Origin of the sequence: Xanthomonas sp. WCS2018Noco2-27 (genome assembly GCF_031843525.1) — a bacterium.
In the GTDB taxonomy this organism is placed as follows: domain Bacteria; phylum Pseudomonadota; class Gammaproteobacteria; order Xanthomonadales; family Xanthomonadaceae; genus Xanthomonas.
Map to the genome: position 1 here is coordinate 1,116,625 of NZ_JAVTIK010000001.1, position 14,156 is coordinate 1,130,780.

General features: G+C 64.6%; 13 protein-coding genes. All 13 read left to right on the forward strand.

Annotation, left to right across the window (positions count from 1 at the left end):
* Positions 1-7 precede the first annotated feature (7 nt).
* Entirely contained in the window at positions 8-1,126 is a 1,119-nt protein-coding gene (locus tag RQH86_RS04875) for a flagellar basal body P-ring protein FlgI (RefSeq protein ID WP_055854446.1), read from the forward strand.
* A 1-nt stretch (position 1,127) separates the two neighbouring features.
* Positions 1,128-2,318 carry a flagellar assembly peptidoglycan hydrolase FlgJ gene (flgJ, locus tag RQH86_RS04880; protein ID WP_115527747.1) on the forward strand — a complete coding sequence of 397 codons (1,191 nt, stop codon included), beginning with the start codon at positions 1,128-1,130 and terminating at the stop codon, positions 2,316-2,318.
* 11 nt (positions 2,319-2,329) lie between these two features.
* On the forward strand, positions 2,330-4,204 hold the full coding sequence (flgK, locus tag RQH86_RS04885) for a flagellar hook-associated protein FlgK (RefSeq protein WP_115512935.1): 1,875 nt from the start codon (positions 2,330-2,332) through the stop codon (positions 4,202-4,204).
* Positions 4,204-5,409 (forward strand): flagellar hook-associated protein FlgL, encoded by a 1,206-nt coding sequence (gene flgL / locus RQH86_RS04890; protein WP_055854455.1) that lies wholly within the window; start codon positions 4,204-4,206, stop codon positions 5,407-5,409. Before flgK ends, flgL begins: the two co-directional genes overlap by 1 nt.
* A gap of 318 nt (positions 5,410-5,727) precedes the next feature.
* The gene (locus RQH86_RS04895; protein WP_311240114.1) at positions 5,728-6,927 is read left to right on the forward strand and encodes a flagellin; all 1,200 of its coding nucleotides are present in this window, start codon (positions 5,728-5,730) and stop codon (positions 6,925-6,927) included.
* Between the two features lie 236 nt (positions 6,928-7,163).
* Positions 7,164-8,489 (forward strand): flagellar filament capping protein FliD, encoded by a 1,326-nt coding sequence (fliD, locus tag RQH86_RS04900; RefSeq protein WP_311240113.1) that lies wholly within the window; start codon positions 7,164-7,166, stop codon positions 8,487-8,489.
* 150 nt (positions 8,490-8,639) lie between these two features.
* Positions 8,640-9,053: a flagellar export chaperone FliS gene (gene fliS, locus RQH86_RS04905; protein WP_055854461.1), complete on the forward strand. Its 414-nt coding sequence runs from the start codon at positions 8,640-8,642 to the stop codon at positions 9,051-9,053.
* 8 nt (positions 9,054-9,061) lie between these two features.
* Positions 9,062-9,355: a hypothetical protein gene (locus RQH86_RS04910; RefSeq protein ID WP_055854464.1), complete on the forward strand. Its 294-nt coding sequence runs from the start codon at positions 9,062-9,064 to the stop codon at positions 9,353-9,355.
* Entirely contained in the window at positions 9,355-9,921 is a 567-nt protein-coding gene (locus RQH86_RS04915; RefSeq protein ID WP_311240112.1) for a PilZ domain-containing protein, read from the forward strand. The genes RQH86_RS04910 and RQH86_RS04915 overlap by 1 nt, the downstream gene beginning before the upstream one ends.
* A 70-nt stretch (positions 9,922-9,991) precedes the next feature.
* A complete protein-coding gene (locus tag RQH86_RS04920) occupies positions 9,992-10,624 on the forward strand; it encodes a response regulator transcription factor (RefSeq protein WP_055854470.1) in 633 nt (210 codons plus the stop codon).
* Positions 10,625-10,877: 253 nt separating this feature from the next.
* Positions 10,878-12,281, forward strand: coding sequence for an RNA polymerase factor sigma-54 (gene rpoN / locus RQH86_RS04925; RefSeq protein ID WP_311240111.1), 1,404 nt, complete (start codon positions 10,878-10,880; stop codon positions 12,279-12,281).
* 8 nt (positions 12,282-12,289) lie between these two features.
* The gene (locus RQH86_RS04930; RefSeq protein ID WP_005997154.1) at positions 12,290-12,673 is read left to right on the forward strand and encodes a response regulator transcription factor; all 384 of its coding nucleotides are present in this window, start codon (positions 12,290-12,292) and stop codon (positions 12,671-12,673) included.
* A complete protein-coding gene (locus tag RQH86_RS04935) occupies positions 12,666-14,150 on the forward strand; it encodes a sigma-54 dependent transcriptional regulator (protein WP_055854474.1) in 1,485 nt (494 codons plus the stop codon). Before RQH86_RS04930 ends, RQH86_RS04935 begins: the two co-directional genes overlap by 8 nt.
* Positions 14,151-14,156: the final 6 nt, after the last annotated feature.

A 14,156-nucleotide genomic window follows, 5' to 3' on the forward strand; every position in this document is an offset into this window, starting at 1 on the left:
TGCGACCATGAATCTGTCATCCCTGCCCTTCCGTTTGCTCGCCGCCGCCGTCGCGCTGTGCGCGATTGCCGCACCGGCATCGGCCGAACGCATCAAGGATCTCGCCCAGGTCGGCGGCGTGCGCGGCAACGCGCTGGTCGGCTATGGCCTGGTGGTCGGCCTGGACGGCAGCGGCGACCGCACCAGCCAGGCGCCCTTCACCGTACAGAGCCTGAAAAACCTGCTCGGCGAGTTGGGCGTCAATGTTCCGGCGAACGTCAACCCGCAGCTGAAAAACGTCGCGGCCGTGGCGATCCACGCCGAGTTGCCGCCGTTCGCCAAGCCGGGCCAGCCGATCGACATCACCGTGTCCTCAATCGCCAACGCGGTGTCGCTGCGTGGCGGTTCGTTGCTGATGGCACCGCTGAAAGGCGCCGATGGCCAGGTCTATGCGATGGCCCAGGGCAACCTGGTGGTTGGCGGTTTCGGCGCGCAGGGCAAGGATGGCTCGCGGGTGTCGGTCAATATTCCCAGCGTCGGCCGTATCCCCAACGGCGCCACCGTTGAGCGCGCATTACCGGATGTGTTTGCCGGCAGCGGCGAGATCACCCTCAACCTGCACCAGAACGACTTCACCACCGTCTCGCGGATGGTCGCGGCGATCGACAGCAGCTTCGGCGCCGGCACCGCGCGTGCGGTGGATGGCGTGACCGTGGCGGTGCGCTCGCCTACCGACCCGGGTGCGCGTATCGGCCTGCTGGCGCGGCTGGAAAATGTCGAACTCTCTCCGGGCGATGCACCGGCCAAGGTGGTGGTCAATGCACGCACCGGCACCGTGGTCATCGGCCAGCTGGTGCGGGTGATGCCGGCCGCCATCGCGCATGGCTCGCTCACCGTGACCATCAGCGAAAACACCAACGTCAGTCAGCCGGGCGCCTTTAGTGGCGGCCGCACGGCGGTGACGCCGCAGTCCACGATCACGGCGACCTCCGAAGGCAGCCGCATGTTCAAGTTCGAAGGCGGCACCACGCTCGATCAGATCGTTCGCGCGGTCAACGAAGTGGGCGCGGCTCCCGGCGACCTGGTCGCCATTCTCGAAGCCCTGAAGCAGGCTGGCGCGCTGACGGCGGAGCTAGAGGTCATCTGACATGCGTATCGCAGCCTCGCCCATTGATCTCAACCCGAGCACCAAGGCCGATCCCGCAAAGATCGACAAGGTCTCACGTCAGCTCGAAGGCCAGTTCGCGCAGATGCTGGTCAAGAGCATGCGCGATGCCAGCTCCGGCGACCCGATGTTTCCTGGCGAAAACCAGATGTTCCGCGAGATGTACGACCAGCAGATGGCCAAGGCGCTGACCGAAGGCAAGGGACTGGGCCTGTCGGCGATGATCTCCAAGCAGTTGAGTGGCGACACTGGCGGCCCGGCGTTGAACACCTCGCTGAGCACCGCCGAAGCGGCCAAGGCCTATGCCCTGGTCGCCGGCAAGCGCGATGCATCGCTGCCATTGCCTGCCCGCGACGGCGCGGCAACCAGCGTCGGTGCGAGCCTCGGCGCAGCTGTCGGCGCCGCTGCAGGCATCGGCGCAGGCGGCCTGACCGGTATCGGCATGAGCCAGGTGCTGGATCTGATCGCCGGGCGCAGCGGCGGCAGCGATGCCGGCAGCGACGACGCGGCCGCGCTGAGCTGGCCGTCGGCCAACGATCGCTGGTCCGATGTGGCCGCCAGCGACGCCGCCGATGCCAATACCGCCGTCAACGCGAGCGCGGCCAGCACTGCTGCTGCCAGCCTCGGCGAGCGCACACCGGAAGGCTTTGTCGCCAAGATCTGGACGCACGCACAGAAAGCCGCGCGCGAACTCGGTGTGGACCCGCGTGCGCTGGTCGCACAGGCCGCGCTGGAAACCGGCTGGGGGCGGCGCGGCATCGGCAACGGTGGCGATTCCAACAACCTGTTCGGCATCAAGGCGACCGGCTGGAGTGGCAACAAGGTCACCACCGGCACCCACGAATACGTCAACGGCGTCAAAACCACCGAAACCGCCGATTTCCGCGCCTATGGCTCGGCCGAAGAGAGCTTTGCCGACTACGTGCGCCTGCTGAAAAACAACAGCCGTTACCAATCCGCGTTGCAGGCCGGCACCGATATCAAGGGTTTTGCACGCGGCTTGCAACAGGCTGGTTACGCCACCGATCCGGGCTACGCAGCCAAGATCGCGGCGATCGCCAACGGCCCGACCATCGACCGTGCGGTCGCCGCCATCGGCAACGCAGCGGCAGATCTGTCCAACCGTTACGCCAGCACCGCCGAGCCTGCCGGGCTTGGCACCATCCGTCGTTGAGGTAAACGCCCATGTCCATCATGTCCACCGGGACCAGCGCGCTGATCGCCTTCCAACGGGCGTTGTCGACCGTTAGCCATAACGTCGCCAACATCAATACCGAAGGCTACAGCCGCCAACGCGTGGAATTTGCAACGCGCACGCCCACCGACATGGGCTACGCGTTCGTGGGCAATGGCGCCAAGATCACCGACGTGGGCCGGGTGGCGGACCAGCTGGCCATCTCGCGCCTGCTCGACAGCGGCGGCGAACTCTCGCGCCTGCAGCAGCTGTCGTCGCTGTCCAACCGCGTGGACGCGCTGTATTCCAACACCGCCACCAACGTGGCTGGGCTGTGGTCGAACTTCTTCGATTCCACCAGCGCGGTGTCGTCCAATGCCTCCTCCACCGCCGAGCGCCAGAGCATGCTCGACAGCGGCAACTCGCTGGCGACGCGTTTCAAGCAGCTCAACGGGCAGATGGACAGCCTGAGCAATGAAGTCAACAGCGGATTGACGTCCTCGGTGGACGAAGTCAACCGTTTGACGCAGCAGATCGCCAAACTCAACGGCACCATCGGCAATAGCGCGGCCAACGCTGCGCCGGACATGCTCGATCAGCGCGATGCGCTGGTGAGCAAACTGGTGGGCTACACCGGCGGCACCGCGGTGATCCAGGATGGCGGTTTCATGAATGTCTTCACCGCCGGCGGCCAAGCGCTGGTGGTGGGAACGACCTCGTCCAAGCTCACCACCGTCGCCGACCCGTACCAGCCGACCAAGCTGCAGGTGGCGATGCAGACCCAGGGGCAGAACGTCAGCCTCAGCGCCAATTCGCTAGGCGGGCAGATCGGCGGCCTGTTGGAATTCCGCAGCAGCGTGCTGGAGCCGACCCAGGCCGAACTGGGCCGCCTTGCGGTAGGCATGGCCAGCACCTTCAACGCCGGTCACGCCCAGGGTATGGACCTGTACGGCGCGATGGGCGGCAACTTCTTCAACATCGGCTCGCCCACCACTGCGGCCAACCCGAGCAATACCGGCACCGCTTCGCTGACCGCCAGTTTCAGCAATATGTCGGCCGTGGACGGGCAGAACGTCACGCTCAGCTTCGATGGCACCGCGTGGAAAGCCACCAGCGCCAGCACCGGCGCGGCCGTGCCGATGACCGGCACCGGTACCGCTGCCAACCCGCTAGTGCTCAATGGCGTCAGCATGGTGGTCGGCGGCACGCCGGCCAGCGGCGACAAATTCCTGCTGCAGCCCACTTCCGGACTGGCCGGCACCGTGTCGGTGGCCATCACCGACCCGTCGCGCATTGCCGCAGCAACGCCGGTCAAGGCCACCGCCACCGTCGCCAACCTGGGCTCCGGCAAGATCAGCGACGTCAAGATCACCAATGCGCAGAACCCGGCGCTGCTGACCCCGTCGTCGGTGGAGTTCATCGATGCCAACCAATACACCATCGACGGCGCCGGCCCGTTCGCCTACACCCCCGGCCAGACCATCAGCGCCAACGGCTGGAGCTTCGCGCTGGATGGCGCGCCCAAGGCTGGCGACACGTTTGGCGTCGGTCCGACGGGCGCCGGCTCCAGCGACAACGGCAATGCCAAGTTGCTCGCCAAGATCGACGATGCCAAAGCGCTTAGCGGCGGCACGGTCACGCTCAACGGCGCGCTGTCGGGCCTGACCACCTCAGTCGGCTCGGCCGCGCGTGCGGCCGATTACGCCGCCGACGCGCAGAAGGTCATCAACGACCAGGCGCAGGCCAGTCGCGATTCGATTTCCGGCGTCAACCTCGATGAGGAAGCCGCCAACATGCTCAAGCTGCAGCAGGCCTATCAGGCGGCCGCACAGATGATCTCCACCGCTGACACCATCTTCCAAGCCATCCTGGGCGCCGTACGCTGATGACCGACCGTATCTCCACCAGCATGATGTACAGCCAGTCAATCGCCTCGATGGGCGCCAAGCAGACGCGGCTGAACCAGCTCGAATCGCAGCTGTCCAGCGGGCAGCGCCTGGTGACCGCCAAGGACGATCCGGTCGCTGCCGGCACTGCCGTGGGTCTGGATCGCGCGCTGGCCGCGATTACCCGCTTCGGCGAAAACGCCAACAACGTGCAGAACCGCCTGGGCCTGCAGGAAAACGCGCTCTCGCAAGCCGGCGATAAAATGGCGCGCGTCACCGAATTGGCGGTGCAGGCCAACAACTCCTCGCTCAGCCCCGACGACCGCAAGGCGATCGCATCGGAACTGACCGCGTTGCGCGACAGCATGGTGAGCCTGGCCAACAGCACCGACGGCACCGGGCGCTATCTGTTCGGCGGCAGCGCCGATGGCAGCGCACCGTTTATCAAGAGCAATGGCGGCGTCGTCTATAACGGCGACCAGACCCAGAAGCAGGTCGAAGTGGCGCCGGACACCTTTGTCAGCGACACCCTGCCCGGCAGCGAAATTTTCATGCGCATCCGCACCGGCGACGGCACCGTGGACGCGCACCCTTCCAACGCCAATACCGGCACCGGCCTACTGCTGGATTTCAGCCGCGATGCCAGTACCGGCAGCTGGAACGGCGGCAGCTACAGCGTGCAGTTCACCGCCGCCGACACCTATGAGGTGCGCGACAGCACCAATGCAGTGGTCAGCACTGGTACTTATAAGGATGGCGACGACATCACCGCGGCCGGCGTGCGCATGCGCATCAGCGGCGCACCGGCGGTCGGCGACAGTTTCCAGATCGGCGCCTCCACCACCAAGGACGTGTTCTCCACCATTGACGATCTGGTTGGCGCGCTCAATTCCGACACGCTGACCAAGCCGCAGAAGGCAGCGATGATCAATACGCTGCAGACGTCCATGCGCGACATCGCGCAGGCCTCGTCGAAGATGATCGACGCGCGCGCCTCTGGCGGCGCGCAGTTGTCGGCCATCGACAATGCCAACTCCTTGCTCGAATCCAACGAAGTCACGCTCAAGACCACCCTGTCGTCGATCCGCGATCTGGACTACGCCTCGGCGATCGGGCAGTACGAACTCGAGAAGGCCTCATTGCAGGCCGCTCAGACCATTTTTCAGCAGATGCAGTCGTCGTCCTTGTTCAACATGATCCGCTGATTTGCAGCAGAAAACCCGCGTTTTCTTCGCTCCTGCGCGTGAGCACTTGCGCAGGCGGACGGAGTTTATTTTTCGAAGAGTTATACCAACGCTAAAGATTTAAGGGGTGCTGCCGAATAAACCAAACCCCTTGATACACAACGCTTACGTATTTCGTCCCGCAGCTGAAAAGCAGTAAAAAAATACTGAATTTCGCTAAAGGTTCCCGACGCAACGCCGTTATTCATCTCAGCAGCGGCAACGGCCAACTTGATGGCCCCCCTGCGGAGGCTCCGGGCAAGTCCCCCTTGCCGGAAAAATCGCTTAGGAGAAATCAAAATGGCACAGGTAATCAACACCAATGTAATGTCGCTGAACGCTCAGCGTAACCTCAACACCAGCAGCGCCAGCATGCAGACGAGCATCCAGCGTCTGTCGTCGGGCCTGCGCATCAACAGCGCCAAGGACGACGCCGCAGGTCTGGCGATCTCCGAGCGTTTCACCACGCAGATCCGCGGCCTGGACGTTGCCTCGCGCAACGCCAACGACGGTATCTCGCTGGCCCAGACCGCCGAAGGCGCGATGGTCGAAATCGGCAGCAACCTGCAGCGCATCCGCGAGCTGTCGGTGCAGTCGTCCAACGCCACCAACTCGTCCAGCGACCGTGACGCGCTGAACTCGGAAGTCAAGCAGCTCACCGCCGAAATCGACCGCGTTGCCAACCAGACCAACTTCAACGGCACCAAGCTGTTGAACGGCGACTTCTCCGGCGCGCTGTTCCAGGTCGGCGCCGACGCCGGCCAGACCATCGGCATCAACAGCATCGTCGATGCCAACGTCGATTCGCTGGGCAAGGCCAACTTCGCTGCCGCCGTCTCCGGCGCTGGCGTGACCGGCACCGCCACCGCGTCTGGTTCGGTCACCGGCATCAGCCTGGCCTTCAAGGATGCCAGCGGTTCGGCCAAGACCATTGCCATCGCCGACGTCAAGGTTGGCTCGGGCGACACCGCTGCCGATGTCAACAAGAAGGTCGCTGCGGCCATCAACGACAAGCTGGACCAGACCGGCATGTACGCTTCGATCAAGAGCGACGGCACGGTGCAGATCGAATCGCTGAAGGCTGGCCAGGACTTCACCTCGCTGTCCGGTGGCACCTCCAGCGCCACCGGCATCACCGCCGGTGCCGGCATCCAAACCGCTTCGGCCGCTTCCGGCGCCACCGCTTCGACCCTGAGCAGCCTGGATATCTCCACGTTCTCCGGCTCGCAGAAGGCTCTGGAAATCGTCGACAAGGCGCTGACTGCGGTCAACTCCTCGCGCGCCGACATGGGTGCGGTGCAGAACCGCTTCACCTCCACCATCGCCAACCTGAGCGCAACCTCGGAAAACCTGTCGGCCTCGCGTAGCCGTATCCGCGACACCGACTACGCCAAGGAAACCGCCGAGCTGACCCGCACGCAGATCCTGCAGCAGGCCGGTACCGCGATGCTGGCCCAGGCCAAGTCAGTTCCGCAGAACGTGCTGAGCCTGCTGCAGTAACTTGCCGCAGTCGTTCAGAAGCGCTTCGCAGCAAATCAAAAGCCCCTCTTCGGAGGGGCTTTTTTGTGGGTGCGGGTTTTTTGACGCCGGTCGCTTGGCGCGGCCGGCACGGAAGTTGCATCGGCTTGGTGGTCAACAAGACGCGTCGGCGCCGCTAAAGTCCTCCCGGATGCGGCCGATACCCGTCTCGTAATCCCATGCATCCGCTGTCCGGATGCCCAGACGAGGAATGCAACATGGCATCGGTGATCAGTACGTCCGGCTCCGGGCTGGATATCCCCACCGTGGTGTCCACCCTGGTATCCCGTCAGAAGGATCCGGAGCAGGCGCGCATCAACAAGGCCGGCACCGCAGCGACCACGCAGCTGTCGGCCATCAGTCAGATCAAGAGCAGCATGACCACGCTCAAGTCTGCGCTGGACAAGGTTGTCAGCAGTGCCGATACCAACGCCTACAAGGCGACGGTCCCGACCGATGCCGGCTTCACCGCCACCACCACCAGCTCGGCCGCGCCCGGTAACTATTCGGTGGAAGTGGTCTCGCTGGCCGCGTCGCAGAAACTGGCCTCCGGCGCATTCACCGCCGATGCCACGGTCGGCAGCGGCACGCTGACGATCGGCTACGGCGACCAGAGCGTTACCGTCGACATCAGCGGCACCGACAAGCTCACCGACATCGCTGCAGCCATCAACAAGGCCGCCGGCGGCAAGGGCGTCACCGCCAGTGTGGTGACCGCCAACGATGGCCAGCATCTGGTCTTCAACGCGGTCGACTCCGGCACCAAGGGGGCGCTGACCGTCAGTGCCAGCGACCCGAGCTTGAATAGCCTCACCTTCGGCGCCGGTGTCACCGGCGGCCTGACACAGCAGGTGGCTGCCGCCGATGCGCTGGTGCGCGTGGACGGCTTCGAGCGCACCTCCAGCTCCAACACCATCAGCGACATCGTGCCAGGCGTAGTGCTCAACCTGACCAAGGCCGCCGAAGGCACCAAGTTCAACCTGGGCGTCGCCGCCGACACCAGCGGCCTCAAGGCCAATCTGACTGCGTACGCCGCCGCCTACAACACCGCCAACACCTTGCTGGCCAAGAGCAGCGCCTACGACGCCACCACCAAGACCGCCTCGGCACTGACCGGCGACTCGCTGGTGCGTGGCCTGCAGCAGCAGTTGCGCGGCCAGGTCAGCGGCAACGTCAACGAGCTCAAGGCGCTGGGCTTGACCATCGACAAGGATGGGGTGATGAGCTTCGACGGTGCCAAGTTCGACACCGCCATCGCCTCCGACGGCGGCGCTGCCGCCGAGGTGCTCGGCAAGGACAGCAAGTTCGGCTCCGGCATGACCAAGCTGCTGGACAGCAACGTCAACGCCAACAACGGCACCTTGACCCTGCGCTCGGACAGCTTGAACAAGACCATCAAGGGCTATGAGGCCGACCTGGACGACCTGGACGCACGCATGACCAAGCTGACCGATCGTTACACAGCGCAGTTCACCGCGATGGAAACCATGATCAGCAAGCTGCAGAGCAGCGCCAGTTCGCTCAGCAGTCTGTTGAACAGCTGATTTCCGTGATGCCGATCCTCAAGTCCCGCAAGGGTCTTGCCGATACAAGAAGGGCCTATCGTGATTTCGGCCTTGCCTTCTGGCAGGAGCGTCGTCGCAGGAGCACAGCGCTCCGGGACCAGCGAAGGTCAGCCCATTGAGGAGTCATCCATGTACGGTTCCAATCGTCAATATGCCGAGCAATACCGCAAGGTCGGCGTGTCCACCAGCGTGACCGAAGCCGACCCGCACAAGCTGGTGTCGCTGCTGTTCGCTGGCGCCTGCCAGCGCATCCGTCTGGCCCAGGCCTGCCTGGCGCAGGGCGACCAGGCGCGCAAGGGCAAGGCCATTGGCGAAGCCTGCGCCATCGTCGGTCATTTGAACGGCTCGCTCGATCACGAAGCCGGCGGCGAGATCGCTGGTAACCTGTCGGCCCTGTACGACTACGTTATGCAGCGTCTGACCGCAGCCAACCTGCACAACGACGAGACTGCGTTGACCGAAGCGCTGGAGTTGCTCAGCGAAATCGACTCGGCGTGGAACTCCATCCCCCTCGAACAACGCGGCCTCGCTGCGGTTTCCTGAGTCCAGCCATGCATAACGCGCAAAGCCTTCAAGCCGAAATCGCCGATCTCCGCCTCGCCATGGCGCAAGAGGACTTCGAGGCGATGCCGTTCCTGCTCGACAGCCATGACCTGCACCTGCGCGAGTATGCGCAGCACGTGGATCTAAGCCAGGACCGCGACGCGCTGCAGACCTTGCAGACGATGCAGCAGGACTTGATGCGGATGATGCTCGACCGTCGCCGCAAGCTGCTGGACCTGATCCGCGCGCAGCGCACCTCGTCGTCGGCCAGCCTCGCCTACGCACGGGTCGGCCGGATCTGATGACCGCGCTCGGCACACGCGCGCCATCCGCCGATGCCGAGCTGTTTGCCGACACGCTTAGTTGCGAATTGCGTCTGCCGGCCGGTTTCCACGCCGGTGCCGACGCCGGCTCGCACAGCGCCGCAGAAACCCTGCTACGCAGCCTCGGCCAGGTCGAAGACCTGCGTAGTGAAGAAACCAGCGAAGACCGTGGCGAACTGCCGCTGCTGGTGCAACGCATGGATGCCAAGCTCGATCTGATGCTGGCACTGATCGGCCGCCTGGTCCGCCAGGGCGACAGTGGCCTGATCCAGGATGTGGTGCATTGGTCGGTCCGCGGCATCCGCTTGAATTGCGCAACCAGCCACGTACCGGGCACCACGGGCAGTGTCTGCCTGCAGCCATCCGACTGGCTTCCTGAATTGGTACAGCTTCCTGCCGAGGTGCTGGCAAGCGCCAGCGATGGTCACGATCAGTGGCTGTGGCTGCGGTTCGCGCCCCTGTCGCCGGGTTTGCAGGACGCCCTGGAACGTCATTTGTTTCGTTTACATCGCCGTCAGATCGCCGACGCCCGCCGCCAGCGTTGATCCCGCTAGTTGGCGCCAGACGCCGGGTCGGCTAAGGTGCCCCATACCGAAAAAAGGTCTCATCTGCGCCGTGCGAGTCATCATCGTCGACGATCACACCCTTGTCCGTGCAGGCCTGTCCAGGCTGCTGCAAACCTTCGCCGGCATCGATGTCGTCGCTGAGGCCAGCAACGCGCAACAAGCCCTGGATATGACATCCCTGCATCGCCCGGATCTGGTGCTGATGGACCTGTCCCTGCCCGGCCGTAGCGGTCTTGATGCCATGACCGACGTGCTGCGCGCCGCGCCGCGCACGCATGTGGTGATGATGTCGATGCACGACGACCCGGTGCACGTGCGCGATGCGCTCGATCGCGGCGCGGTCGGTTTCGTGGTCAAGGACGCCGCGCCGCTGGAGCTGGAACTGGCGCTGCGTGCCGCCGCTGCCGGCCAGGTGTTCTTGAGCCCGCAGATCTCGTCCAAGATGATCGCGCCGATGCTGGGCCGCGAAAAACCGGTCGGCATCGCCGCCCTGTCCCCCCGTCAGCGCGAAATCCTGCGTGAGATCGGCCGCGGACAGAGCAACAAGGAAATTGCCGCCGACCTGGGCATCAGCGTCAAGACGGTCGAAACCCATCGCGCACGCATGATGGAATCGCTGGGCTGTCGTCGCGCCAACGACCTGGTCCTGCTGGCCGCCAAGCATCACAACGAACTGGTCTGAGCGATTGCAACCGCAGTCGCCGTATCGGTCATTCGAAATACACGGCGCGGCCCGCACAGGGCCGCCGCGACGAAAACAGTGACGGAATTCCGGCGGGCACGCTTGAGCTCGCCCTTCATGTCAGGGAGTTCCTGACAGACTGTCAGGAAAATCATGAGCCACCTCACCTGACTCCCTGATTAGAAACCCGTCGCTTTGTCCTGCAAGATGCGTTCCATCGCTGCTGCATGCAGCGCCCTTCGGAAGCGCTTCCATGAAGACGACCATTTCCGCCCAGCTTGGCCAGCAACTGCACCTCACCCCGCAGTTGCTGCAGTCGATCCGTCTGTTGCAATTGGACGGCATGCAGTTGGAACTGGAAATCCGTCGTGCCCTGGAAACCAATCCGTTGCTGGAGTTGGAAGAGCTGGCCGATAACGGGGATGAGGCCACCACCAACGACGATGGCGCCGGCGATATCGCTGCGTTCGATGAGCTGCCGGAAAGCACGATGTGGGACGTGCAGAGCAGCAGTTGGAACGATGGCGACGACGACCGCATGCAGCGCGTGGCCGCCGGCGAGTCCACCGACCCGCATGTGCGCATCCTGCGCGAACTGGCGCTGGACCTGGACGAGGCCGCTTTGGGGGCCGCCGCGTTCTGGTTGGAGCAGACCGATGACGCGGGGTATCTGACCGAGGCGCTGTCGACGCTGCAGCAGCTTGGCGCCACCCGCCTGGGTATGACCGTAGAGGCAGCGGAAGGGATCCGTCAGCGCCTGCTGCACGGCGACCCGGCCGGGCTGGCCGCCTGCGACCTGCGCGAGTGCCTGCAAGCCCAGTTGAACGCCCTGCCCGGCCGCGTCCCGGCTCGTCATCTGGCTGCGCGCATCCTGTCCGGCGATCTGGATCTGCTGGCCAGCCACGACTACGCGCTGCTGGCGCGTGCGCACGATGCCGAGGTGGACGATGCGCGCGAAGCGGTGCGGCTGATCCTGTCGCTGCAGCCGCGCCCGGGCGACGACCTGCTGCAGGAAAGCAACGCCAGCGTGATTCCGGATGTGCTCGCCTGGCATGCCGATGGCAGCTGGCGCGTGGCGTTGAATCCGGCCACCACGCACCGCGTCAGCATCAACCCGGTACACGAACGCGCATTGGCCGAGGCCGGCGATGCCGCGCAGCCGCTGCGCGACATGCTGCAGGAAGCGCGCTGGCTGACCCGCGGGCTGTCGATGCGCTACGAAACCCTGCTGCGCGCCACGCGTGCGATCGTCGAACGCCAGGCCGCCTTCCTGGCGCGCGGCGAAGAAGCGATGGCACCGCTGACGTTGAAGGAAATCGCCGACGAGATCGGCATGCACGAATCGACGATTTCGCGCATTACCACCGGCAAATACCTGCAAACCCCGCGCGGCACCTTCGAACTCAAACATTTCTTCGCCGTGCGACTGGAAGGCGCCAGTGTCTCCGGCCAGGCGGTCAAAGCCATGGTGCGTCGTTTGATCGAAAGCGAGCCGGTAGGTCGCCCGCTGGCCGACGAAGCCATCGCCGGCCTGTTGTCGCGCCAGGGCGTTAATATTGCGCGAAGGACCGTGGCCAAATACCGCGAACAACTCGAGATCGCCCCGGCCCGCGAGCGCCGCCGTAATAACAAACCGCTGCTTGCGCGAGCGGGATAAGGACTACTATGAGCAAACTCACCGTGCTGCTGGTCGACGACCACGAGGGCTTCATCAACGCTGCGATGCGTCATTTTCGCAAAGTGGAGTGGCTCAACATCGTGGGCAGTGCCGCCAATGGACTGGAAGCGATCGAGCGCTCTGAGTCGCTGCGCCCCAATGTCGTGCTGATGGATCTGGCCATGCCCGAGATGGGCGGACTGCAGGCAACGCGTCTGATCAAGACGCAGGACGATCCGCCGTATATTGTCATCGCGAGCCACTTCGACGATGCCGAGCATCGTGAACACGCTCTTCGCGCGGGTGCTGACAATTTTGTCAGCAAGCTGTCCTATATCCAGGAAGTCATGCCAATCCTGGAGGGCCTGACGGAAGGAGCCAGGAATGAGTGAGTCCCGCATTCTGTTGATCGACAGTGACGCCGTGCGCGCCGAGCGCACCGTGTCGCTGCTCGAGTTCATGGACTTCAATCCCCGCTGGGTCACCGACGGCGCCGACATCAATCCTGGCCGTCACCGCCACGATGAGTGGATGGCGGTGATGGTGGGCTCGGCGCAGGACGCCGCGCAGGCCGACAAATTCTTCGACTGGCTGGCCGATGCCAAGCTGCCGCCGCCGGTGCTGTTGATGGAAGGCAGCCCGATCACGTTTGCGCAGACGCACGGCCTGCACGAAGCCAATGTCTGGGCATTGGACACCCCCCTGCGCCACGCACAGCTGGAAGCCCTGCTGCGCCGCGCAAGCCTCAAGCGTCTGGATGCCGAGCATCAGGCCGGCGTGCAGCAGGACACCGGTCCGACCGGCAACAGCGAGGCAGTCACCCGCCTGCGTCGGTTGATCGACCAGGTGGCCGCGTTCGACACCACCGTGCTGGTGCTGGGCGAATCCGGTACCGGCAAGGAAGTGGTCGCGCGCGCCATCCATCAACATTCGCCGCGCCGCGACGGGCCGTTTGTCGCAATCAATTGCGGCGCGATCCCGCCGGATCTGCTTGAAAGCGAACTCTTCGGTCACGAAAAAGGCGCCTTCACCGGCGCGCTGACCACACGCAAGGGCCGCTTTGAAATGGCCGAAGGCGGCACGTTGCTGCTGGACGAAATCGGCGACATGAGCTTGCCGATGCAGGTGAAGTTGTTGCGCGTGCTGCAGGAGCGCAGTTTCGAGCGCGTTGGCGGTGGTCAGACCATCCGCTGCAACGTGCGCGTCATCGCCGCCACCCACCGCAACCTGGAAACGCGCATCAGCGACGGGCAGTTCCGTGAGGATCTGTTTTATCGCCTCAACGTGTTCCCGATCGAAATGCCGGCGTTGCGCGAGCGCGTCGACGATCTGGCCATCCTGGTGCAGACGATTGCCGGCCAGCTGGCGCGTACCGGGCGCGGCGAAGTGCGCTTTGCCGATGAAGCCTTGCAGGCGCTGCGCAGCTACGACTGGCCGGGCAATGTGCGCGAACTGACCAACCTGGTGGAGCGCCTGGCGGTGCTGCATCCCGGTGGGCTGGTGCGCGTGCAGGACCTGCCGGCGCGCTATCGCGGCGATTTTGCATCGTCCATTCCGGTCGAGCTGCCGCCGGAACCAGCCTTTGTGGCGGCGCCCACCGACGCTGGCGCACTGCCGAGCAACGTGGTGACGCTGCAGCCCAAGACGGCCGATGCCGAACCGGCCGCTGCCGCCAGCCTGCCCGACGACGGCATCGACCTGCGTGGCCACATGGCCACCATCGAGCTGGCCTTGATCAACGAGGCACTGGAACGCACTCAGGGCGTGGTTGCGCATGCGGCCCAGCTGCTCGGCCTGCGCCGCACCACGTTGGTGGAGAAGCTGCGCAAGTACGGCATCGACCGCGAGCAGACCGAGCTGGCGAACTGAGCGGGC

Bases quoted from the DNA above. Each gene is read 5' to 3' on its own strand.
- RQH86_RS04875 (WP_055854446.1), top strand. From the start codon at position 8: ATGAATCTGTCATCCCTGCCCTTCCGTTTGCTCGCCGCCGCCGTCGCG.
- flgJ (WP_115527747.1), top strand. From the start codon at position 1,128: ATGCGTATCGCAGCCTCGCCCATTGATCTCAACCCGAGCACCAAGGCC.
- flgK (WP_115512935.1), top strand. From the start codon at position 2,330: ATGTCCATCATGTCCACCGGGACCAGCGCGCTGATCGCCTTCCAACGG.
- flgL (WP_055854455.1), top strand. From the start codon at position 4,204: ATGACCGACCGTATCTCCACCAGCATGATGTACAGCCAGTCAATCGCC.
- RQH86_RS04895 (WP_311240114.1), top strand. From the start codon at position 5,728: ATGGCACAGGTAATCAACACCAATGTAATGTCGCTGAACGCTCAGCGT.
- fliD (WP_311240113.1), top strand. From the start codon at position 7,164: ATGGCATCGGTGATCAGTACGTCCGGCTCCGGGCTGGATATCCCCACC.
- fliS (WP_055854461.1), top strand. From the start codon at position 8,640: ATGTACGGTTCCAATCGTCAATATGCCGAGCAATACCGCAAGGTCGGC.
- RQH86_RS04910 (WP_055854464.1), top strand. From the start codon at position 9,062: ATGCATAACGCGCAAAGCCTTCAAGCCGAAATCGCCGATCTCCGCCTC.
- RQH86_RS04915 (WP_311240112.1), top strand. From the start codon at position 9,355: ATGACCGCGCTCGGCACACGCGCGCCATCCGCCGATGCCGAGCTGTTT.
- rpoN (WP_311240111.1), top strand. From the start codon at position 10,878: ATGAAGACGACCATTTCCGCCCAGCTTGGCCAGCAACTGCACCTCACC.
- RQH86_RS04930 (WP_005997154.1), top strand. From the start codon at position 12,290: ATGAGCAAACTCACCGTGCTGCTGGTCGACGACCACGAGGGCTTCATC.
- RQH86_RS04935 (WP_055854474.1), top strand. From the start codon at position 12,666: ATGAGTGAGTCCCGCATTCTGTTGATCGACAGTGACGCCGTGCGCGCC.